This is a genomic window from Citrobacter sp. Cf132, from assembly GCF_030333885.1.
Taxonomy (GTDB): Bacteria; Pseudomonadota; Gammaproteobacteria; order Enterobacterales; family Enterobacteriaceae; genus Citrobacter; species Citrobacter freundii.
The window spans coordinates 40,545-60,166 of record NZ_JAOWFA010000023.1; the positions used below are offsets into that span (position 1 = coordinate 40,545).

Below are 19,622 nucleotides of genomic sequence, written 5' to 3' on the forward strand. Positions count from 1 at the left end.
CCCATGTCTGAAATGACCCCACGCGAAATTGTCAGCGAACTGAACAAACACATCATCGGCCAGGATAACGCTAAGCGTTCCGTGGCGATTGCCCTGCGTAACCGCTGGCGTCGTATGCAGCTCAACGAAGAGTTGCGTCATGAAGTCACGCCGAAAAACATTCTGATGATTGGCCCGACCGGCGTCGGTAAAACCGAAATCGCCCGTCGCCTGGCAAAACTGGCCAACGCGCCGTTCATCAAAGTTGAAGCAACCAAATTCACCGAAGTTGGCTATGTTGGTAAAGAAGTTGACTCGATCATCCGCGATCTGACCGATGCTGCCATTAAGATGGTTCGCGTTCAGGCAATCGAGAAAAACCGCTTCCGCGCTGAAGAGATGGCGGAAGAGCGCATTCTCGACGTGCTGATCCCACCGGCTAAAAATAACTGGGGACAGTCAGAGCAGCCGCAGGAACCTTCTGCAGCGCGTCAGGCGTTCCGTAAAAAACTGCGTGAAGGCCAACTGGATGATAAAGAGATCGAAATCGATCTCGCGGCCGCACCGATGGGCGTTGAAATTATGGCGCCTCCGGGAATGGAAGAGATGACCAGCCAGCTGCAGTCCATGTTCCAGAACCTGGGCGGTCAGAAGCAAAAACCGCGTAAGCTGAAAATCAAAGACGCGATGAAACTGCTGATTGAAGAAGAAGCGGCCAAACTGGTGAACCCGGAAGAGCTGAAACAAGAAGCTATCGACGCCGTTGAGCAGCACGGGATCGTGTTTATCGACGAAATCGACAAAATCTGTAAGCGCGGTGAATCCTCCGGCCCGGACGTGTCCCGCGAAGGCGTACAGCGCGACCTGCTGCCGCTGGTTGAAGGCTGCACGGTGTCTACCAAGCACGGCATGGTGAAAACCGATCACATCCTGTTTATCGCCTCTGGCGCATTCCAGGTGGCGAAACCGTCCGACCTGATCCCGGAACTGCAGGGTCGTCTGCCGATTCGTGTGGAACTTCAGGCGCTGACCACCAGCGATTTTGAGCGTATCCTTACCGAACCGAATGCCTCCATCACCGTCCAGTACAAAGCGCTGATGGCGACTGAAGGTGTGGACATCAACTTCACTGAATCCGGTATTAAACGCATTGCCGAAGCGGCCTGGCAGGTTAACGAAACCACCGAAAACATCGGTGCACGTCGTCTGCATACCGTTCTGGAACGTCTGATGGAAGATATTTCCTATGATGCGAGCGATTTGAACGGCCAAAGCATCACAATTGATGCCGAATATGTGAGCAAACATCTGGATGCGCTGGTCGCAGATGAAGATCTGAGCCGTTTTATCCTATAATCGCGTTCAATGCATTTTCATCACTGTTGATGGGGCTGATAAAGCCCCATTTTTATTGGCGCTAAATATGACTGAACAACAACAAATTAGCCGCTCACAAGCCTGGCTGGAAAGTTTACGACCTAAGACCTTACCGCTCGCCTTCGCGGCGATCATCGTCGGTACGGCATTAGCATGGTGGCAAGGATACTTCAATCCGCTGGTTGCTCTGCTGGCATTGATTACGGCGGGATTGCTGCAAATTCTGTCCAATCTCGCTAACGACTATGGCGATGCCGTCAAAGGCAGCGACAAGCCCGACCGCATAGGACCGCTGCGCGGTATGCAAAAAGGGGTCATCACCCAACAGCAGATGAAGCGGGCGCTGATCGTCACCGTGGTCTTGATCTGCCTGTCCGGTCTGGCCCTGGTTGCTGTGGCCTGCCACACGCTGGCAGATTTTGTCGGCTTCCTGGTGCTCGGCGGCCTGTCGATCATCGCCGCAATCACCTACACCGTAGGCAATCGCCCTTACGGATATATCGGTCTGGGCGATATTTCCGTGCTGGTGTTCTTCGGCTGGCTGAGCGTTATGGGAAGCTGGTATCTGCAGGCGCATACGTTGATTCCGGCGCTCATTCTGCCTGCTACCGCCTGCGGCCTGCTGGCAACTGCCGTGCTCAACGTCAACAATCTGCGCGATATCAACAGCGACAGAGAGAACGGCAAGAACACGCTGGTCGTGCGTTTAGGCGCTGTCAATGCCCGCCGCTACCACGCCTGTCTGCTGATGGGCACGCTGGTCTGCCTGGCCCTGTTTAACCTGTTCTCACTGCAAAGCCTGTGGGGATGGCTGTTTATCCTCGCCGCTCCGCTGCTGATTAAACAGGCGCGATACGTGATGCGTGAGATGGATCCTGCGGCAATGCGCCCAATGCTGGAACGCACCGTAAAAGCGGCATTGTTAACTAACCTGCTGTTTGTCGTTGGAATTTTCTTAAGTCAGTGGTCTCTTTAACTGACAAATATCAATTAACAATTGATGATTTTGCCAACAGTACACATAGCGCGATATACTAAAAATTCTCGCAGCAACTGAACGTTGAGCCTATGAAATACGATACATCCGAGCTTTGTGACATCTATCAGGAAGATGTCAACGTCGTGGAACCACTGTTCTCTAACTTTGGAGGACGGTCGTCGTTTGGCGGACAAATCATCACGGTAAAATGTTTCGAGGACAACGGGTTGCTGTACGATCTGCTCGAACAAAACGGCCGTGGTCGCATTCTGCTGGTCGATGGCGGTGGTTCTGTCCGTCGTGCGCTGGTCGATGCCGAACTGGCTCGACTGGCCGTACAGAATGAATGGGAAGGTCTGGTCATCTACGGCTCAGTCCGTCAGGTAGACGATCTGGAAGAACTGGATATCGGCATTCAGGCGATTGCCGCAATTCCGGTCGGTGCCGCAGGGGAAGGTATTGGAGAAAGCGATGTGCGCGTCAACTTTGGCGGTGTAACGTTCTTCTCTGGCGACCACCTGTACGCCGACAACACCGGGATAATCCTCTCCGAAGACCCGCTTGATATCGAGTAAGTAAAAAGGCCATCAGCAAATTTGATGGCCTTTTTTTCATTCATTTGATTCGTAATGAATGACTTTAATATCATACTTTTCATTTTTTTCTTCGGCAACGACGCTCATCATCTCACGACTGGCAGGATAAGTTTCGATATAAGCATTTAATTTATCCACAGCTATCTGAACGTCACTCTTTTGTATTCCGATAAAAATTATTTCACTGAGTTGAAGATGGCTACCTTCATCTGAATAGCTTACAAAAAACCAGTCGCTGGATACCCTTGGGACCTGTTTAAGAGGTTTCGGTGTTAGCAGATGATAGAATAATAAATTCTGCTGTGTATAGATTTTTTCTGTAAAGATGCTCAACATGAAACAGCAATAAAGTAGCGAAATTAAAATCATAAATACAATAATAAAACCTGATTTCCTGAACTTCATATGCGGAGTTCCCGAACATAATTTGGATTCGCAACAGGTTTTATTATATCCATAAATAAAGGTAATTCCCCTGAGTAGGGTTCATGTTTCTTATCCTTATCTATTGGGTCAGGAAATAGTAACGGATAACGCTTTTGTTTTTAAACTCACCAACAGGACCATAGAAGTCCCAGATACGATAAGCCTTTTCTTTCGAACAGATCTGAAGACGAGAGGTGTAATCTGCATAATTTACAGCTTGGTAAAAACCAAATAAGTTCGATACCAAATCTTCAGCACTATAGCCACTATCCGTTAAATATACGTAAGGCCAAAAATCCTGCAAGGATTCGAAGCGATGTGACGTACCTAAGAATATCGATAAAGCAATACCTTGTAAGGTTCGTTCCGGTAATCCTCGTCGCACCATAAATCTACGATATATACCAGTATTAATATTTAGGCCATGAATGTTTTTGGACATACTTTGATGATAATTTACTTCATAAAATTCGCTATCACCACCACGAGCTCTTATCATTTCAAACCATAATCTTTCAGCCCCTGCTGGATTAGCATGGCCTAAATCAATCCATCCTAGATTCTCTGTATAGATAAGGCCATATTTAATATCACTGGTGATAAATCGATCCGAATTATCAATAATATCGTTTCTTTTTGTCATATCGTATTCTTTGAAATTTAAAAGTTACGATATCCTAATCTCTACATAGTAAAAAGGCATCCATTATGGATGCCTTTTTAAAGAAATCAGAATTAGACTTCTTCCATACGACCCAGCAGGGCATGCAGACGATCCTGCCAGCCATTCTGCTGTTCTTTCAGGTTGTTGTTCTCACGCTCCAGCTCTTCACGCTGCTGCTGTGCAGTCTGAACTTCCTGCGACAGTGAGTTGTTCTTTTCTTTCAGCTCTTCGATTTCCATCTGTAACAGCGTGATGGTATCAATCGCCTGCTGTACTTTTGCTTCCAGTTTCTCAAACACTTCTAATGACATCGTCATACCTCTCCTGAATTGCAAGGCGTTGATGGATAAAAATCCTCGTCCCGATAACCGGCGACGCCTTAATAAAAACGAGCGCACTCTACTTAACACCGATTGTATGAAGCCGCGTCATCCCTGTCCAGCGGCATCCCGCGCAGATTGCGGTTTGCAACACTTTTAGTCTTTCTCCTGGTGACATGACTGTCATAACTCTTAAGTGTTAACAGATTGATCAGTGAAATGATTCAGCTCACACTATTTTTGTATAACAAATACCGCACAATGGCGCGAAAACGCTCATTTTGTTGATGCAGTACACACATTTTAATTTCGATATTTCTCGTTTTTGAGCGTTAACGATAAATTAACAGTGTGCCTACCGGCTCCGGGGATGTCAGTGACCTTCTCGCACACAATAAACATTAAACTCTCTTCAGGATCCGATTATGAGTCAAACCTCAACCTTAAAAGGCCAGTGCATTGCTGAATTCCTCGGTACCGGGTTGTTGATTTTCTTCGGTGTGGGCTGTGTCGCTGCACTCAAAGTAGCTGGTGCTACTTTTGGTCAGTGGGAAATCAGTATCATCTGGGGTCTGGGGGTAGCAATGGCTATCTATCTGACCGCAGGCGTTTCTGGTGCACACCTGAATCCCGCGGTAACCATCGCACTCTGGCTGTTCGCCTGTTTTGATAAACGCAAAGTTGTCCCTTTTATTATTTCGCAAATTGCCGGCGCCTTTTGCGCAGCGGCATTGGTTTACGGGCTTTATTACAATCTTTTCATCGATTTTGAACAAACCAACCATATCGTGCGTGGCACTACCGAAAGCCTGGGTCTGGCGGGTACTTTCTCCACCTATCCGAATCCGCATATCAATTTTGTGCAGGCCTTCGCGGTTGAAATGGTCATTACCGCTATTCTAATGGGGCTGATTCTGGCTCTGACCGACGATGGTAACGGTGTACCTCGTGGTCCGCTGGCACCACTGCTGATTGGCTTATTAATTGCCGTTATTGGTGCTTCCATGGGTCCGCTGACAGGTTTTGCGATGAACCCGGCACGTGACTTCGGACCGAAACTCTTCGCCTGGATGGCCGGATGGGGTGAGATTGCCTTCACAGGTGGTCGCGATATCCCTTACTTCCTGGTTCCGGTGTTTGGCCCAATTACCGGCGCGATTTTGGGCGCATGGGCATATCGCAAACTGATTGGTCGCCATTTACCGTGCGATGTCTGCGTGATTGAAGAAAAAGACGCGGCGGCCAACACTCAACAAAAAGCTTCGCTGTAATGTGACTACGGGACAAAAATTATGACTGAAAAAAAATATATCGTTGCGCTCGACCAGGGCACCACCAGCTCCCGCGCGGTCGTAATGGACCACGATGCGAATATCGTTGCCGTTTCACAGCGCGAATTCGAGCAAATCTACCCGAAAGCAGGTTGGGTAGAACACGACCCAATGGAAATTTGGGCAACCCAAAGCTCTACGCTGGTTGAAGTTCTGGCGAAAGCCGATATCAGTTCCGATGAAATTGCAGCGATCGGTATTACCAACCAGCGTGAAACCACCATCGTCTGGGAGCGTGAGACCGGTAAACCAATCTACAACGCCATTGTGTGGCAGTGTCGTCGTACCGCAGATATCTGCGAAAAGCTCAAGCGCGATGGCATGGAAGAATACATCCGAAACAACACCGGCCTGGTGATTGACCCGTACTTCTCTGGCACCAAGGTGAAATGGATCCTCGACCACGTTGAAGGCTCGCGTGAACGCGCTCGTCGCGGCGAACTGCTGTTTGGTACCGTGGACACCTGGCTTATCTGGAAAATGACGCAGGGACGCGTACACGTCACGGATTACACCAACGCTTCACGTACCATGCTGTTCAACATCCACTCCCTGGACTGGGATGACACGATGCTGGATGCGCTGGATATTCCGCGCGCCATGCTGCCAGAAGTGCGTCGCTCTTCTGAAGTGTACGGTCAGACCAACATTGGTGGTAAAGGCGGCATTCGTATTCCTATCTCCGGTATCGCCGGTGACCAGCAGGCAGCTCTGTTTGGCCAGCTGTGCGTAAAGGAAGGGATGGCGAAAAACACTTACGGTACCGGCTGCTTCATGCTGATGAATACCGGTGAGAAAGCCGTTAAGTCCGAAAACGGACTGCTGACCACCATCGCCTGCGGACCGACCGGGGAAGTGAACTACGCGCTGGAAGGTGCGGTATTTATGGCTGGCGCATCCATTCAGTGGCTGCGCGATGAAATGAAACTCATCAGCGATGCATTCGACTCTGAGTATTTCGCCACCAAAGTGAAAGACACCAACGGCGTGTACGTCGTTCCGGCATTTACTGGCCTGGGTGCACCGTACTGGGACCCGTATGCACGTGGCGCCATCTTCGGCCTGACCCGTGGCGTAAACTCCAACCACATCATCCGCGCAACGCTTGAGTCTATCGCTTATCAGACGCGTGATGTTCTGGAAGCGATGCAGGCTGACTCCGGTATTCGTCTGCACGCCCTGCGCGTTGACGGCGGTGCGGTCGCCAACAACTTCCTGATGCAGTTCCAGTCTGACATTCTGGGCACCCGCGTAGAGCGTCCGGAAGTTCGCGAAGTCACCGCATTAGGTGCAGCGTACCTGGCTGGCCTGGCAGTAGGCTTCTGGCAGAATCTGGATGAGTTGCAGGAGAAAGCGGTCATCGAGCGTGAATTCCGTCCAGGCATCGAAACCACCGAGCGTAACTTCCGTTACAGCGGCTGGAAAAAAGCGGTCAAACGCGCCATGGCATGGGAAGATCACGACGAGTAATACGTCATTGCCGGATGGCTACTTTGGCTTATCCGGCAAAATCTTCGTGCGGGGGCAACCCCGCACACACATCAATAATCTCGCCCCCTCCCCTGTGCTACACTTCGCGCCATTCCTTTCAGCTACGAGTTTGCAATGAGACGAGAACTTGCCATTGAATTTTCACGCGTGACCGAAGCGGCCGCGCTGGCTGGCTATAAATGGTTGGGCCGCGGCGATAAAAATACCGCTGACGGCGCGGCAGTGAACGCCATGCGTATTATGCTCAACCAGGTCAACATCGACGGCACCATCGTGATTGGCGAGGGTGAGATTGATGAAGCGCCGATGCTGTTTATCGGTGAAAAAGTCGGGACCGGTCTTGGCGATGCGGTCGACATCGCCGTCGATCCTATTGAAGGCACACGCATGACGGCAATGGGTCAGGCAAACGCGCTGGCCGTACTGGCTGTGGGCGATAAAGGCTGCTTCCTGAATGCGCCAGATATGTACATGGAAAAGCTGATTGTCGGCCCAGGCGCAAAAGGGTCTATCGACCTGAACCTGTCACTGGAAGCCAACCTGCATAACGTTGCCGCTGCACTCAATAAACCGCTGAGTGAGCTGACCGTAACCATTCTGGCCAAACCACGCCATGATGAAACGATCGCCGAAATGCAAAAACTGGGCGTGCGCGTCTTCGCTATTCCAGACGGCGACGTTGCGGCCTCCATTCTGACCTGCATGCCAGACAGTGAAGTTGACGTGCTGTACGGCATTGGCGGCGCACCTGAAGGTGTGGTTTCCGCAGCGGTGATCCGCGCACTGGACGGCGACATGCAGGGCCGTTTGCTGGCGCGTCATGACGTCAAAGGCGACAGCGAAGAGAACCGTCGTATTGGCGAACAAGAACTGGCTCGTTGCGCCGCCATGGGCATTGAAGCGGGCAAAGCGCTGCGCCTCGATGAAATGGCGCGTAGCGACAACGTCATTTTCTCCGCCACCGGCATCACCAAAGGCGATTTGCTGGAAGGGATTAGCCGTAAAGGTAATATCGCGACCACCGAAACGCTGCTGATCCGCGGCAAATCACGTACGATCCGTCGCATTCAGTCGATTCACTACCTCGATCGTAAAGATCCCGATGTGCAGGCGCACATCCTGTAATTGATTTGATCAATAGAGCCTTCCAGCCCATATGGGCTGGAAATCTTTCGTCCAACGAACGAAGATAAGGCAATCAAAGCAGACAGGAGAAAACCATGGCAGATTGGGTAACAGGCAAAGTCACAAAGGTGCAAAACTGGACCGATGCCCTGTTTAGTTTGACCGTGCGAGCTCCAGTTCTTCCTTTCACTGCAGGTCAGTTCACTAAGCTTGGCCTTGAGATCGACGGCGAACGCGTCCAGCGCGCCTATTCTTACGTAAATGCCCCTGATAACCCCGATTTAGAGTTTTATCTGGTGACGGTTCCCGACGGCAAACTGAGCCCTCGTCTGGCAGCACTGAAGCCTGGCGATGAAGTGCAGGTGGTGAGTGAAGCTGCTGGTTTCTTCGTGCTGGATGAAGTCCCCGATTGCGAAACGCTATGGATGCTGGCGACCGGCACGGCTATCGGCCCATATTTGTCGATTCTGCAGTTAGGCAAGGACCTGGATCGCTTTAAAAATCTGGTGCTGGTCCACGCCGCGCGCTATGCCGCCGATTTGAGCTATCTACCGCTAATGCAGGCGTTGGAAAAACGCTACGAAGGTAAATTACGCATCCAGACGGTTGTCAGCCGTGAAACAGCCGCAGATTCGCTGACCGGACGTGTACCGGCGTTGATTGAAAGCGGTGAGCTAGAAAAAGCAGTCGGGTTGCCAATGGATAAAGAAACCAGCCATGTGATGCTGTGCGGAAACCCGCAAATGGTACGCGACACGCAGCAGTTGCTGAAAGAGACCCGGCAAATGACCAAACACCTGCGCCGTCGACCGGGCCATATGACCGCAGAGCACTACTGGTAAGAACGTTTCAATGCCCGGTAAACACCCGGGCATTTTGCCGGATGGCGCTTACACTTATCCGGCCTACGAGTCAGCTCTGTACTTTACGTCCTGCGTATCCTTACCATATTTATTCGCGTCCTGGGTGCCAATGAACGCCCCCAGATCGATAAGCATACCAACCAGAATCAACGTTGGAACAAAGCGGCCTACCGCCCATTGCCAGACGCCGGGTAAAATCGCCCAATTTCCGGCCAGCAGCATCCACGCCAGGATCATCAACAGCGCCCACGCCCCGGAGCGCCCCCGGTCATGCAGACGTTTTACCGTCACTGCCGCCGTTGGCCATAGCAGACACACCAGACAAAAAGCCGCGGTCTGAATATCGAGTAATTGTTTGCTCGCCAGCGAAAACAGAACCAGCATGCTGACGATCCAGAGGCCAATCCAAATCCAGAAATCACGGCGCCCGATGCGCCCTTTAAATGAGAATAACCACTGCTGTATGGTCATGTAAGTTCCTTTATTATTACCTTCCAGAACAGTTTACCCTTTTGACAAGCTCGACGGTTACCGTTTTAATCGTGAGCAATGAGAATGAAAGGTACGATTGATGAAGCAAGGATTTACACTGTTTTTATTATTGTTTTCAGCCTTAACCGCGAGCACTGCGGTACTGGCGGAAGAGCCGTCGACGGCAACCACGGCCCCCTATTTACTGGCGGGCGCGCCGACCTTTGACCTGTCGATTAGCCAGTTTCGTGAAAACTTTAATACGCAGAATCCGAAGCTTATTCTGAATGAGTTCCGTGCCATCGACAGCAGTCGCGATCGAGCAAATCTCACCCGCGCAGCCAGTAAAATCAATGAAAACCTGTATGCGTCTTCCGCTCTTGAACGCGGCACCCTTAAAATCAAAAGTATGCAGATAACCTGGTTACCCATTCAGGGGCCAGAACAAAAGGCAGCCAAAGCGAAAGCGCTGGAATACATGACCGCCGTCATCCGCACCGTCGCACCGCTACTGACGAAGGAACAGAGCCAGAAAAAGCTGCAAAAACTACTCGCCGCAGGCAAAGGTAAGCGCTATTACGCTGAAACAGAAGGCGCAATTCGCTATGTTGTTGCTGACAACGGTGAAAAAGGACTGACCTTCGCTGTTGAACCGATTAAGCTGGTACTATCAGAAAGTCTTGAGAAGGCGAATTGATGACAAAAAGCAAAGCCTTTCAGGGGATGAATCTCTATACTGTTTCACAGACCATGCTGCCCTCACGGGCGGCCATATTCCTTAATTCGCTGACAAGCGTGGAGAAATGAAATGCGACATCCTTTAGTGATGGGTAACTGGAAACTGAACGGCAGCCGCCACATGGTAAACGAACTGGTTGCTAACCTGCGTAAAGAACTGGCTGGCGTTGCTGGCTGTGCAGTAGCGATTGCTCCGCCGGAAATGTATATCGACCTGGCGAAACACGCCGCTGCCGGTAGCCACATCATTCTGGGCGCGCAGAACGTTGACCTGAACCTGTCTGGCGCATTCACTGGTGAAACAAGTGCTGAAATGCTGAAAGACATCGGCGCGCAGTACATCATTATCGGTCACTCTGAGCGTCGTACTTACCACAAAGAATCTGACGAGCTGATCGCTAAAAAATTCGCCGTGCTGAAAGAGCAGGGTCTGACTCCAGTTCTGTGCATCGGCGAAACCGAAGCAGAAAACGAAGCGGGCAAAACTGAAGAAGTTTGTGCACGTCAGATCGACGCGGTTCTGAAAACTCAGGGCGCGGCAGCATTCGAAGGCGTCGTTATCGCTTACGAACCAGTATGGGCTATCGGTACCGGCAAATCTGCAACTCCTGCTCAGGCTCAGGCTGTTCACAAATTTATTCGTGACCACATTGCCAAAGCTGACGCGAAAATCGCTGAGCAAGTTATCATCCAGTACGGCGGTTCTGTAAACGCAGCTAACGCGGCAGAACTGTTCGCTCAGCCGGACATCGACGGTGCGCTGGTTGGTGGTGCTTCTCTGAAAGCAGACGCCTTCGCAGTCATCGTTAAAGCAGCAGAAGCCGCTAAACAGGCTTAAGTTGTTAAGGCGGGAGGAGCCCTCCTCCCGCTGTATTAACTACCAGTATCCCAACCAGTGCCACCAGAAGGCGCCGGTCACACCCCAAATGGTCAGGTTGACCACACTCATCACCAGCCCCGTTTTCCACCACTCCGCCAACGTAACATAGCCCGAACCAAAGATAATAGGCGCAGTACCCGTGCCATAGTGCGTGAGCGACATCATCAAGGAGGAGGAGAAACCGAGCATTAAACCAAGCAGCGCTGGCGGCGCGCCGAGGCCTAAGCCTGCGGCGAAGAACGCAGCGAACATAGCCGTAATATGCGCAGTTGTGCTGGCGAAAAAGTAGTGCGAGTAGACGTAAAGCAGGATCAACAACAGCGTCGCAACACTCCAGTGCACGCCAAGATGGTCGATTGCGCTACCCACGCTGGTTGCCAGCCATCCTACCAATCCCAGTTTGCTGAGAAAATCCGCCATCATCACCAGCGCGGCAAACCAGACTATCGTATCCCATGCCCCGCGGCATTTAAGAATGTCATCCCAGCTCAATACACCCGCCATCAATAGAATCGACAATCCAATTAACGCGGCGCTAGTGGGGTTTACGCTCCAGGCACTGCCCATCAGCATTGCTGGAACACCCGCCCATAGACAGAGCAGCAAAATGAACACCCCCAGGGTGATTTTCTCTGCCAAAGAAAGTGGACCCAGCGCATCCAGTTTTTGCCGCGCAAACTGCGGCGCATTTGGCGTGCGCGTGATAGCTGGCGGATAGAGCCACCAGATTACAATCGGCATGACAACCAGTGATACCAGTGCGGGAAGAAGCGCCGCAATAGCCCACATTCCCCAGGTCATGTTCAGCACGCCATCCGTCCCCTTTGTCAAAAAACTGACGATTAACGGATTAGGTGCAGTCGCGGTGATGAACATAGCCGAGCTGATCGGGTTAATGTTGTAGTTCACCAGCGCGAGATAACGGCCCGTGGAGCCATTCTCGGCATGGCCTGGCTGCGAGCCGAGGCTCTCCGCAATCGCCCGCATTACCGGGTGGATAATGCCACCACCACGCGCGGTATTGCTTGGCGTTACGGGTGCAATTAGCGTTTCCGCAAGGGTTAATGCCCACGCAATACCCAGCGTTCTTTTACCAAATAGCGCAATAAACCCGTAGCCAATACGCGCGCCCAGGCCGGTCTTTAACAGACTTTGCGACAGCATAATGGATAAACCAATCAGCCAGATTAGCTGGTTAGAAAAACCACTCAATGCATCGTTCAATGCCGCCGAGGGTTTGCCTGGGTTAGTAACGCCTGTCATCGCCACCAGCATAATCGCTACAATCGCAATTGCGCCAATGGGCATAGCTTTACCGATAATCGCGGCGATCGTACCAATAAACAGTGCCAGCAGATGCCACGCTTGCGGGGTTACGTCAGGAGGACACGGGATAACAAACCAGATGGTCAGCGTAATCACAAGCGAGATGATGGCAGGCCAGCGGCGGATGGGGGTCAAACTGTCCATGAATCAATCCTTGAGTTTCCAGTGCGCAAATCTGCGCTCAGGCATTAACCGATATTGCCGCGCATAATACAATTCACTCACTCACAAAACATAAAATTAACATTTTGATACAACTACAGTTTTCCCAACACCGTAAACCAGGCGTAATCCAGCGGCAGAAGAATCAAATACGTTGCCGCCGCCAGTGCGATACACAGCAGCATCCCTGCCCTTGCAGGTACTTTCCCGAGCGCCATCGCCACCACAATCGGCGAAGCCTGATACGGCAGCAGCGGTGTGGAATAACCCAGCACCTGGATCATAATCACCGACAGCAGCGGGAATCCCGTCGCATCGGCAAAGCTTTGCGCCAACGTGGTATACAGCGCCGGAACACCGTTCGCCGTCATAATAAAATTAAGCGCCGTGGTAATACCGGTCAGCGCGAGGAAACTGGTAAACGGCTTTTCCGCATCCAGCGGCATCACCTGTAACAGCGCTTCACCAACGGCGCTACCAATACCTGTTTGCGTGACGGTGATCGCCAGCCCCAGAATACCCGCCACATAAATGCAGGTACGAATGTTGACCCCAGTGGAAAACTCGTCGCCATTGATAAAGCCAACCCGTGGGAGCAATGTGATAACTGCCGCCGCCAGCCCAGTCCACGCGGGGCCAATGCCGTGCCAGCTTTCGCTTACCCAAAGAAGCAACACCACCGCTAACATCCAGGCCAGACGTTTTTCATCTCCGCTCATCGGTTCCGACGGCGTGAGATCGCGCGGCGCATGGGGCTTGCCAGGGAACAGCCAGCAGATAAGCACGATGAGAACCGCGCCTTTAAGCCAACCCAGAACCGGCGTATGCAGCAGCAAATAGGGAAGATAATTGAGGTGGATGCCGTAAGAGCCTTCCGCAGCGCCGCTCATCACCAGATTCGGTACGTTTGCGGGTAAAATCGTCGCAGAAAGCTGAAATGTCCCAAACCCAACGGCCAGTGCCAGACCATACCAGCCGCGCGTACCATCGTTAATTCCAGCCCGTTTCGCCATCGCTGCGACAATCGGCATCAGCAGCGCAATGCGGCCCATGTTGGATGGCATTACAAACGCCAGCGCGTAACTCAACAGCACCACACTCGCCACCATTAACGGCCAGGAGTCGGTCAACCGTGATGACAGCGCTCTCGCCGCCCTGTCCGCCAGCCCCGTTTTACGAATCGCGATACCCAGCACAAAGCCGCTAAACACCAACCAGAATGCGGAGGACGCAAAGCCGCCAAAGATCACATCCGGAGGCGCGATTTTGGCGACCATCGCCACGGCAAAGAACAGCAGCGCCGTTATAAACTCCGGCAGCAGCGACGTAGCCCAGAGCAGAATGGTGATGCCAACCACCAGAGAGGGGATAAACAGAGGGTGTGTAAGCCAGAGCGACATGCCTGTCTCCTGTTGTTTTTTTCAACAAGAATACGGGGACAGGCATGCGGAGTAAACGCCAGATTAGGTGGGGTTAACGCAGAATATCACATTGATGATCCTGAATTTCCTCAGCGGAGGCGAGATTCAGCGCCAGCAGATTGCGCTGAGTAGCCAGCAGAACAAAGGATTCATCGCTCTGACGCACCATAGCTAACGCATAGCTGCCCATATGCTCACGTGCATCCGGCACCTCTTCAGCCAGCATCATAAACGGGCTGCGTTGTGCCAGTTCATTTTCCGTGACGCGACGCGCCAGATATTCATGACCGCGCAGCCCACCTGGTAGAGGTAGCCAGCGGGTGCTGATTTTCGCCAGGTTGTCATCCAGCTGTTTTCTGACATCGGTTCGCAGGCAGGAGATATGAATATGCAGGTGATTTTGCGTGCGCCCGCTACGTGAGTTAATGGTCAGAGAGACTGCTTTGTCAGGGATTTCCTGGCCGTATTTTTGGCTCATAAAGCTACGCGCCTGCCAGGCCAGCCAGAAAAAGTTCGGCGTGCCTGATTTTAACAGCAGTGGGCTTTCCGTACCGTTAATGCGATAAGTGGGCATCAACAAATATTGCAAAGGGCCGTTACGGTCTTTGAACACCACATATCCGGCATCCGGCTTCACTTCTGCGCATGGTGCAGGATCCTGCTGCTGCAACTGGTGCGGCAAGCATTGTTGAAGGACGATCTGGCGTAATGCGTCCGGGTTGCCGGTGAATTTCCAGTACCCGATGCCTGCAGCGGCGGCAACCACAATCACCGCCAATAAAAGATAGCCTGCTTTTTTCATTACGCGTTTCCTGCATCCCATTGAAGGGCAAGAGTAACGCAAAACCATGACAAATAAAAAACCCGGTCGCGTTAGGCCACCGGGTCGGTAAATCACAGACTTATTTAGCGTTTGCTGATCTGGTCGAACGTACCGCCATTAGAGAAGTGCTCTTTCTGCGCTTTCGTCCAGCCGCCAAACTCTTCATCGATGGTGAACAGCTTCAGCTTCGGAAATGCATTTTCGTATTTCTTCGCAACGTCTGTATCACGTGGACGATAATAGTTTTTCGCTGCAATTTCCTGGCCTTCCGGAGAGTAGAGATACTTCAGGTAAGCTTCCGCCACCGCTTTGGTGTCTTTCTTTTCCACCACTTTATCGACCACGGAAACGGTCGGCTCCGCGAGAATAGATTCACTCGGCGTCACTATCTCGAATTTGTCTTTACCCAGCTCGTTCGTTGCCAGCAGCGCTTCGTTTTCCCAGGCGATCAGCACATCACCGATACCACGTTCAACGAAGGTATTGGTTGAACCACGCGCACCGGAATCCAGCACTTCAACGTTTTTAAACAGAGCCTTGACGAAGTCCTGCGCTTTGGCCTGATCGTTGTTGTTGTGGTGCAGGGCATAGCCCCATGCCGCCAGATAGTTCCAGCGTGCGCCGCCTGAGCTTTTCGGGTTTGGTGTAATCACTGACACGCCCGGTTTGATCAAATCGTTCCAGTCATGAATTTGTTTGGGGTTGCCTTTGCGGACCAGGAACACGATGGTGGAGGTGTAAGGCGCAGAGTTATCCGGCAAACGCTTAATCCAGTTTTTATCAATTCGACCACGTTCAGCAATGGCATCCACGTCGTACGCCAGTGCCAACGTCACGACATCGGCTTCAATACCGTTGATGACAGAGGTCGCCTGTTTACCAGAGCCGCCGTGTGACTGGCGGATCACGACGTTATCGCCCGTTTCCTGCTTCCAGTGCGCGCTGAAGGCTTTATTGTACTGCTCGTACAGTTCACGTGTTGGATCGTACGATACGTTAAGTAACTGAATATCCTTTGCCAGAACGCTGGTCGATGCCAGCAATAATGTTAACCCTACGCCCCATTTGTTCATCGCCCAGCTCTCTTATGTGATGTTGTGATGAGCAAAGCGTGCCAGAAAGGCATCCAAACATTAAAGAATAAAAAAAGATTTGCTATAACTTCGGGGAATAAATGAGGCAGGTTGTGCCGGATGACGGCTTACGCCTTATCCGGCCTACAAGAGTACACGCTGTAGGCCCGGTAAGCGAAGCGCCACCGGGCAACAAAAAACAATCAGTACAGTTTTTTCGCGCAGTCCAGCCAGTCACCTTTGAACGGACGCTTCATGTTCTCGATAGCATCGATGATATCGTGGTGAACCAGTTGCTCGTTCTGAATACCGACACAGCGACCGCCATGACCTGCCAGCAGCAGTTCAATAGCATATGCGCCCATACGGGATGCCAGGATACGATCGTAAGGAACCGGGGAACCACCACGCTGAATGTGACCCAGTACGGTCGAACGCGTTTCGCGGCCCGTTTCCTTCTCGATGTAATGCGCCAGTTCGTCAACGTCACACATGTGTTCAGTGATCGCTACGATTGCGTGTTTTTTACCTTTCGCGATGCCCGCTTTGATTTCAGCAACCAAATCGTCGCGACTGAATTCCACTTCCGGAACCACTACGAACTCACAACCACCGGCAATTGCAGCCGCCAGGGTCAGATCGCCACAGTAGCGGCCCATCACTTCAACGATGGAAATACGCTGGTGAGAAGAAGAGGTATCACGCAGACGGTCAATCGCTTCTACTACAGTACCCAGAGCGGTGAAGTAACCGATGGTGTAGTCGGTACCCTTGATATCGTTGTCGATAGTGCCCGGCAGACCGATGCATGGGAAGCCCATTTCAGTCAGGCGTTTCGCACCCATGTAAGAACCGTCACCGCCGATAACAACCAGCGCATCAATGCCACGCTTTTTCAGGTTTTCGATAGCCACCGCACGCACGTTTTCGTCGCGGAATTCCGGGAAGCGAGCTGAACCGAGGAAAGTACCGCCACGGTTGATCATGTCGGACACGCTGTAGCGGTCAAGCTGGACCATACGGTCTTCATACAAACCCAGGTAGCCATCATGGATCCCCATGACTTCCAGCCCTTCCGTCAACGCTGCACGTACAACACCACGGATTGCTGCGTTCATGCCCGGCGCATCACCGCCGCTTGTCAACACACCGATTTTCTTAATCATGACTACCTCTGAACTTTGGAATGCAAAATGAAATCTGCTGCCGGAAGTCGATTCCGCATATCGAAACGATCCAACGAATATGCAGATAGTATAACAATCACTTCCTGCTGAATTGATTCAGGTCAGGCCAAATGGTGGTAATTTATACACAAAATGCTGGCCCGGTTCACTTTTTACAACGAATTATGAAAGCTCAAACACCTTGCCTTCCTTGGGTACGACTGAACAGGGATCCTGATGAATGATGACATCTGATCCCGGGAAACGCCGTAAAATTGCCTGCTCAACCTGTTCAGCCACTAAATGCGCCTGAACGAGCGGCAGATTATCTTCCATTTCCAAATGAATCTGAATAAAGCGGGTCGGCCCTGACTGCCGCGTGCGAAGATCGTGAGCGCCGCTGACCCCAGGCCATGACGTCACGATATCAATAATTTCCTGACGTTCCTCATCGGGTAAAGCGCGATCCAGCAAAGATTGCACTGCCTCATACCCCATGCGTAATGCGCTATATAAAATATAGATGCCAATCCCGAGCGCAAACAAGGCATCCGCACGATGCCAGCCGTACCATGCCAGCCCGAGCGCAATGAGAATCGCACCGTTCATCATAACATCAGACTGATAATGAAGCATATCTGCCCGAACGGCCTGACTTTGCGTACGCTTCACTACCCAGCGCTGAAACGAGACCAGAATGATTGTACACACTAACGCAATGATGGTGACAACCACCCCAACGCCGGGATCTTTCATCGGCGTCGGTTGGATGAGATGCTGAATCCCGGTCAGGAATAAAAACAGCGCCGAACCGGAAATAAACATGCTTTGCGCCAGCGCCGCCAGTGATTCCGCTTTTCCGTGTCCGAACGTATGTTCATCATCGGCCGGTTGCAGCGAATAGCGCACCACCAACAGGTTGGTTAACGACGCCGCGATGTCCACCAGAGAATCCACCAGTGCAGCCAGAATACTGACCGATCCGGTGTACCACCACGCGAAAATTTTGATCAAAAGTAACAGCGATGCCATCACGGTCGCCGCGATTGCCGCCCGGCTCACCAGCCGCCCATAGGTATGATTCATAAACACTCCAGCCAGAATATGCCGCTAGTATAACGGATGAAGTAAAACAGTCAGGCAATAACCGAGTGACAAATTTTGGCCCCCCCTCACATCATGTGAGGGAAGACAGGGATGGAATGTTGTAGCAATACATAGCAACACTTAAATTAAAAATTTATTCTAATAAAAAATCTACATTACGGCCTATCTTACAGCCGGATCAGCATGACCATACGTCAGCTGAATACGTTTTATTCTGAGTTTTTAAGACCTCTCTATAACTCTTCCAATGCTGATTTACTTTAGGTGTACGATAAACACTCAATCAACATATCTTGAGGGATTAAGATGACGTATTACCCTAATTCTATTGACTGGAAACCGATTCAAGAAGGAGGGCTGCGTAGGTTAAGGCTTGGCGAGATAAATCTTGCAAACTCGCTCTTTGGCTTCAGCATTCTTTACCATCAAGTTTGGGTTCATCTGGAAAGTTATCTTCCTTTTGATAGTCAAAACCCCGGCCAGGCGATGACGCCCAACGGCGAAATGTGGTTTAGAAAAATAAAATACGAAGATGATTTCTCGATGCCAACAAAACAGCAAACTCCAAATGCTCAGCATCTTTTTTTACATGAAATGATGCATGTTTGGCAGCACCAATATGGAATGTGGGTACGAACACGCGGGGCGTTCTCATGGGCAGCTGATTATACATACAGCCTAAATGAAAAAAACTTACTTGATTACGGGCTGGAGCAGCAAGCATCATTAGTCAGCGATTACTGGTTGTTAAAGCATTATGGGTTTGATGGACATAGCGATCTGTATGTTTACCGTGATTATGACCCAGAAGAACCTGAGCTGGAGTTAATACAGAAATATGAAAAGGTATTAGGGTATTTTCCGATATGAAGAAGTCGATCTTTTTTCTTCCTATACTTTTATTTCTGGCCGGATGCCCAGGGAAAGGTAGAGAGGGTGCAGAGTCCGGCGAACGACGGGCGATCTACGTAGATGGCAGTCGCGTTTGCTTTACCATAGATAAAAATGATGTATTAACCCGCTATATTCTATCAACTAATGGTAGAGAATATAAAAAATTATTAGTCGGCGATTTTAAGTATCTCACCTACCCAAGTACCTGCTTTACGGTAAATTTAGAAAAAGGGTTAGTGTATGGCGCAAGCTATACCTTAAATGGAAAAAACCACTACTACACCTTTATCATTACCAATGATGGTACTGTGTTGGATTTAGGAAAAAGCTAAGCATTATTATCAGATTACACGGCTCTACATAAAGGCAGTCAGTTACATTGAGGTCAATCACGCATAACAAAAGCGTTT

The 19,622-nt window shown here is 51.0% G+C and carries 21 protein-coding genes; 11 read left to right on the top strand and 10 right to left on the bottom strand.

Annotation, left to right across the window (positions count from 1 at the left end; translation table 11 throughout):
- The first annotated feature begins 3 nt into the window (after nucleotides 1–3).
- From hslU to rraA, 3 genes are all read left to right on the top strand, one after another.
- Entirely contained in the window at nucleotides 4–1,335 is a 1,332-nt protein-coding gene (gene hslU / locus OGV85_RS00700; RefSeq protein WP_003028803.1) for an ATP-dependent protease ATPase subunit HslU, read from the top strand.
- A gap of 67 nt (nucleotides 1,336–1,402) precedes the next feature.
- A complete protein-coding gene (menA, locus tag OGV85_RS00705; RefSeq protein ID WP_003028801.1) occupies nucleotides 1,403–2,332 on the top strand; it encodes a 1,4-dihydroxy-2-naphthoate polyprenyltransferase in 930 nt (309 codons plus the stop codon).
- A gap of 92 nt (nucleotides 2,333–2,424) precedes the next feature.
- Nucleotides 2,425–2,910, top strand: a complete 486-nt coding sequence (gene rraA / locus OGV85_RS00710) for a ribonuclease E activity regulator RraA (RefSeq protein WP_003028798.1) — start codon at nucleotides 2,425–2,427, stop codon at nucleotides 2,908–2,910.
- 36 nt (nucleotides 2,911–2,946) lie between these two features.
- Here rraA and OGV85_RS00715 read toward each other — a convergent pair whose 3' ends face one another.
- From OGV85_RS00715 to zapB, 3 genes are all read right to left on the bottom strand, one after another.
- Nucleotides 2,947–3,336: a hypothetical protein gene (locus OGV85_RS00715; RefSeq protein WP_048220112.1), complete on the bottom strand. Its 390-nt coding sequence runs from the start codon at nucleotides 3,334–3,336 to the stop codon at nucleotides 2,947–2,949.
- A gap of 100 nt (nucleotides 3,337–3,436) precedes the next feature.
- On the bottom strand, nucleotides 3,437–4,000 hold the full coding sequence (locus OGV85_RS00720) for a hypothetical protein (RefSeq protein ID WP_231877190.1): 564 nt from the start codon (nucleotides 3,998–4,000) through the stop codon (nucleotides 3,437–3,439).
- A 92-nt stretch (nucleotides 4,001–4,092) separates the two neighbouring features.
- Nucleotides 4,093–4,338, bottom strand: coding sequence for a septal ring assembly protein ZapB (zapB, locus tag OGV85_RS00725; RefSeq protein WP_088732415.1), 246 nt, complete (start codon nucleotides 4,336–4,338; stop codon nucleotides 4,093–4,095).
- 428 nt (nucleotides 4,339–4,766) lie between these two features.
- Between zapB and OGV85_RS00730 the strand changes: the two genes are divergently transcribed.
- The 4 genes from OGV85_RS00730 to fpr all read left to right on the top strand — a co-directional run bounded on the left by OGV85_RS00730 (nucleotide 4,767) and on the right by fpr (nucleotide 9,130).
- Nucleotides 4,767–5,612, top strand: a complete 846-nt coding sequence (locus OGV85_RS00730) for an MIP/aquaporin family protein (protein WP_003028793.1) — start codon at nucleotides 4,767–4,769, stop codon at nucleotides 5,610–5,612.
- Between the two features lie 21 nt (nucleotides 5,613–5,633).
- Nucleotides 5,634–7,142 (top strand): glycerol kinase GlpK, encoded by a 1,509-nt coding sequence (gene glpK / locus OGV85_RS00735; RefSeq protein WP_003028792.1) that lies wholly within the window; start codon nucleotides 5,634–5,636, stop codon nucleotides 7,140–7,142.
- 135 nt (nucleotides 7,143–7,277) lie between these two features.
- Nucleotides 7,278–8,288, top strand: coding sequence for a class II fructose-bisphosphatase (glpX, locus tag OGV85_RS00740; RefSeq protein WP_003840506.1), 1,011 nt, complete (start codon nucleotides 7,278–7,280; stop codon nucleotides 8,286–8,288).
- A gap of 95 nt (nucleotides 8,289–8,383) precedes the next feature.
- Nucleotides 8,384–9,130 (top strand): ferredoxin--NADP(+) reductase, encoded by a 747-nt coding sequence (gene fpr, locus OGV85_RS00745; protein ID WP_003840504.1) that lies wholly within the window; start codon nucleotides 8,384–8,386, stop codon nucleotides 9,128–9,130.
- Nucleotides 9,131–9,193: 63 nt separating this feature from the next.
- Here fpr and OGV85_RS00750 read toward each other — a convergent pair whose 3' ends face one another.
- The gene (locus OGV85_RS00750; RefSeq protein WP_003840502.1) at nucleotides 9,194–9,622 is read right to left on the bottom strand and encodes a DUF805 domain-containing protein; all 429 of its coding nucleotides are present in this window, start codon (nucleotides 9,620–9,622) and stop codon (nucleotides 9,194–9,196) included.
- A gap of 100 nt (nucleotides 9,623–9,722) precedes the next feature.
- On the opposite strand from OGV85_RS00750, the gene OGV85_RS00755 reads away from it, so the two are divergent.
- Both OGV85_RS00755 and tpiA read left to right on the top strand, forming a co-directional pair.
- Complete coding sequence (locus OGV85_RS00755; protein ID WP_003028785.1) at nucleotides 9,723–10,319, top strand: YiiQ family protein; 597 nt, start codon at nucleotides 9,723–9,725, stop codon at nucleotides 10,317–10,319.
- A gap of 111 nt (nucleotides 10,320–10,430) precedes the next feature.
- Nucleotides 10,431–11,198: a triose-phosphate isomerase gene (tpiA, locus tag OGV85_RS00760; protein WP_003028783.1), complete on the top strand. Its 768-nt coding sequence runs from the start codon at nucleotides 10,431–10,433 to the stop codon at nucleotides 11,196–11,198.
- A gap of 39 nt (nucleotides 11,199–11,237) precedes the next feature.
- On the opposite strand, the gene OGV85_RS00765 is transcribed toward tpiA, so the two are convergent.
- From OGV85_RS00765 to fieF, 6 genes are all read right to left on the bottom strand, one after another.
- A complete protein-coding gene (locus OGV85_RS00765) occupies nucleotides 11,238–12,710 on the bottom strand; it encodes a DASS family sodium-coupled anion symporter (RefSeq protein ID WP_016151273.1) in 1,473 nt (490 codons plus the stop codon).
- Nucleotides 12,711–12,823: 113 nt separating this feature from the next.
- On the bottom strand, nucleotides 12,824–14,128 hold the full coding sequence (locus OGV85_RS00770; RefSeq protein WP_061548040.1) for an SLC13 family permease: 1,305 nt from the start codon (nucleotides 14,126–14,128) through the stop codon (nucleotides 12,824–12,826).
- A gap of 73 nt (nucleotides 14,129–14,201) precedes the next feature.
- Complete coding sequence (locus OGV85_RS00775; RefSeq protein ID WP_003847865.1) at nucleotides 14,202–14,951, bottom strand: CDP-diacylglycerol diphosphatase; 750 nt, start codon at nucleotides 14,949–14,951, stop codon at nucleotides 14,202–14,204.
- A 104-nt stretch (nucleotides 14,952–15,055) separates the two neighbouring features.
- On the bottom strand, nucleotides 15,056–16,045 hold the full coding sequence (gene sbp / locus OGV85_RS00780) for a sulfate/thiosulfate ABC transporter substrate-binding protein Sbp (RefSeq protein WP_003028779.1): 990 nt from the start codon (nucleotides 16,043–16,045) through the stop codon (nucleotides 15,056–15,058).
- 203 nt (nucleotides 16,046–16,248) lie between these two features.
- Entirely contained in the window at nucleotides 16,249–17,211 is a 963-nt protein-coding gene (gene pfkA / locus OGV85_RS00785; protein WP_003028778.1) for a 6-phosphofructokinase, read from the bottom strand.
- A 183-nt stretch (nucleotides 17,212–17,394) separates the two neighbouring features.
- On the bottom strand, nucleotides 17,395–18,297 hold the full coding sequence (fieF, locus tag OGV85_RS00790; RefSeq protein ID WP_003028775.1) for a CDF family cation-efflux transporter FieF: 903 nt from the start codon (nucleotides 18,295–18,297) through the stop codon (nucleotides 17,395–17,397).
- Between the two features lie 327 nt (nucleotides 18,298–18,624).
- Between fieF and OGV85_RS00795 the strand changes: the two genes are divergently transcribed.
- The gene (locus tag OGV85_RS00795) at nucleotides 18,625–19,188 is read left to right on the top strand and encodes a type IV secretion protein Rhs (protein WP_181522675.1); all 564 of its coding nucleotides are present in this window, start codon (nucleotides 18,625–18,627) and stop codon (nucleotides 19,186–19,188) included.
- A complete protein-coding gene (locus tag OGV85_RS00800; RefSeq protein ID WP_032950704.1) occupies nucleotides 19,185–19,544 on the top strand; it encodes a putative T6SS immunity periplasmic lipoprotein in 360 nt (119 codons plus the stop codon). Before OGV85_RS00795 ends, OGV85_RS00800 begins: the two co-directional genes overlap by 4 nt.
- The last annotated feature ends 78 nt before the right edge of the window (nucleotides 19,545–19,622 follow it).

What these genes read in the sequence shown, in the direction of transcription:
- OGV85_RS00720 (WP_231877190.1), bottom strand. Translation starts at nt 4,000, where the DNA reads ATGACAAAAAGAAACGATATTATTGATAATTCGGATCGATTTATCACC.
- tpiA (WP_003028783.1), top strand. Translation starts at nt 10,431, where the DNA reads ATGCGACATCCTTTAGTGATGGGTAACTGGAAACTGAACGGCAGCCGC.
- menA (WP_003028801.1), top strand. Translation starts at nt 1,403, where the DNA reads ATGACTGAACAACAACAAATTAGCCGCTCACAAGCCTGGCTGGAAAGT.
- OGV85_RS00750 (WP_003840502.1), bottom strand. Translation starts at nt 9,622, where the DNA reads ATGACCATACAGCAGTGGTTATTCTCATTTAAAGGGCGCATCGGGCGC.
- fpr (WP_003840504.1), top strand. Translation starts at nt 8,384, where the DNA reads ATGGCAGATTGGGTAACAGGCAAAGTCACAAAGGTGCAAAACTGGACC.
- OGV85_RS00795 (WP_181522675.1), top strand. Translation starts at nt 18,625, where the DNA reads ATGACGTATTACCCTAATTCTATTGACTGGAAACCGATTCAAGAAGGA.
- sbp (WP_003028779.1), bottom strand. Translation starts at nt 16,045, where the DNA reads ATGAACAAATGGGGCGTAGGGTTAACATTATTGCTGGCATCGACCAGC.
- rraA (WP_003028798.1), top strand. Translation starts at nt 2,425, where the DNA reads ATGAAATACGATACATCCGAGCTTTGTGACATCTATCAGGAAGATGTC.
- OGV85_RS00765 (WP_016151273.1), bottom strand. Translation starts at nt 12,710, where the DNA reads ATGGACAGTTTGACCCCCATCCGCCGCTGGCCTGCCATCATCTCGCTT.
- OGV85_RS00730 (WP_003028793.1), top strand. Translation starts at nt 4,767, where the DNA reads ATGAGTCAAACCTCAACCTTAAAAGGCCAGTGCATTGCTGAATTCCTC.
- glpX (WP_003840506.1), top strand. Translation starts at nt 7,278, where the DNA reads ATGAGACGAGAACTTGCCATTGAATTTTCACGCGTGACCGAAGCGGCC.
- OGV85_RS00770 (WP_061548040.1), bottom strand. Translation starts at nt 14,128, where the DNA reads ATGTCGCTCTGGCTTACACACCCTCTGTTTATCCCCTCTCTGGTGGTT.
- fieF (WP_003028775.1), bottom strand. Translation starts at nt 18,297, where the DNA reads ATGAATCATACCTATGGGCGGCTGGTGAGCCGGGCGGCAATCGCGGCG.
- OGV85_RS00775 (WP_003847865.1), bottom strand. Translation starts at nt 14,951, where the DNA reads ATGAAAAAAGCAGGCTATCTTTTATTGGCGGTGATTGTGGTTGCCGCC.
- OGV85_RS00755 (WP_003028785.1), top strand. Translation starts at nt 9,723, where the DNA reads ATGAAGCAAGGATTTACACTGTTTTTATTATTGTTTTCAGCCTTAACC.
- pfkA (WP_003028778.1), bottom strand. Translation starts at nt 17,211, where the DNA reads ATGATTAAGAAAATCGGTGTGTTGACAAGCGGCGGTGATGCGCCGGGC.
- glpK (WP_003028792.1), top strand. Translation starts at nt 5,634, where the DNA reads ATGACTGAAAAAAAATATATCGTTGCGCTCGACCAGGGCACCACCAGC.
- hslU (WP_003028803.1), top strand. Translation starts at nt 4, where the DNA reads ATGTCTGAAATGACCCCACGCGAAATTGTCAGCGAACTGAACAAACAC.
- zapB (WP_088732415.1), bottom strand. Translation starts at nt 4,338, where the DNA reads ATGACGATGTCATTAGAAGTGTTTGAGAAACTGGAAGCAAAAGTACAG.
- OGV85_RS00715 (WP_048220112.1), bottom strand. Translation starts at nt 3,336, where the DNA reads ATGAAGTTCAGGAAATCAGGTTTTATTATTGTATTTATGATTTTAATT.
- OGV85_RS00800 (WP_032950704.1), top strand. Translation starts at nt 19,185, where the DNA reads ATGAAGAAGTCGATCTTTTTTCTTCCTATACTTTTATTTCTGGCCGGA.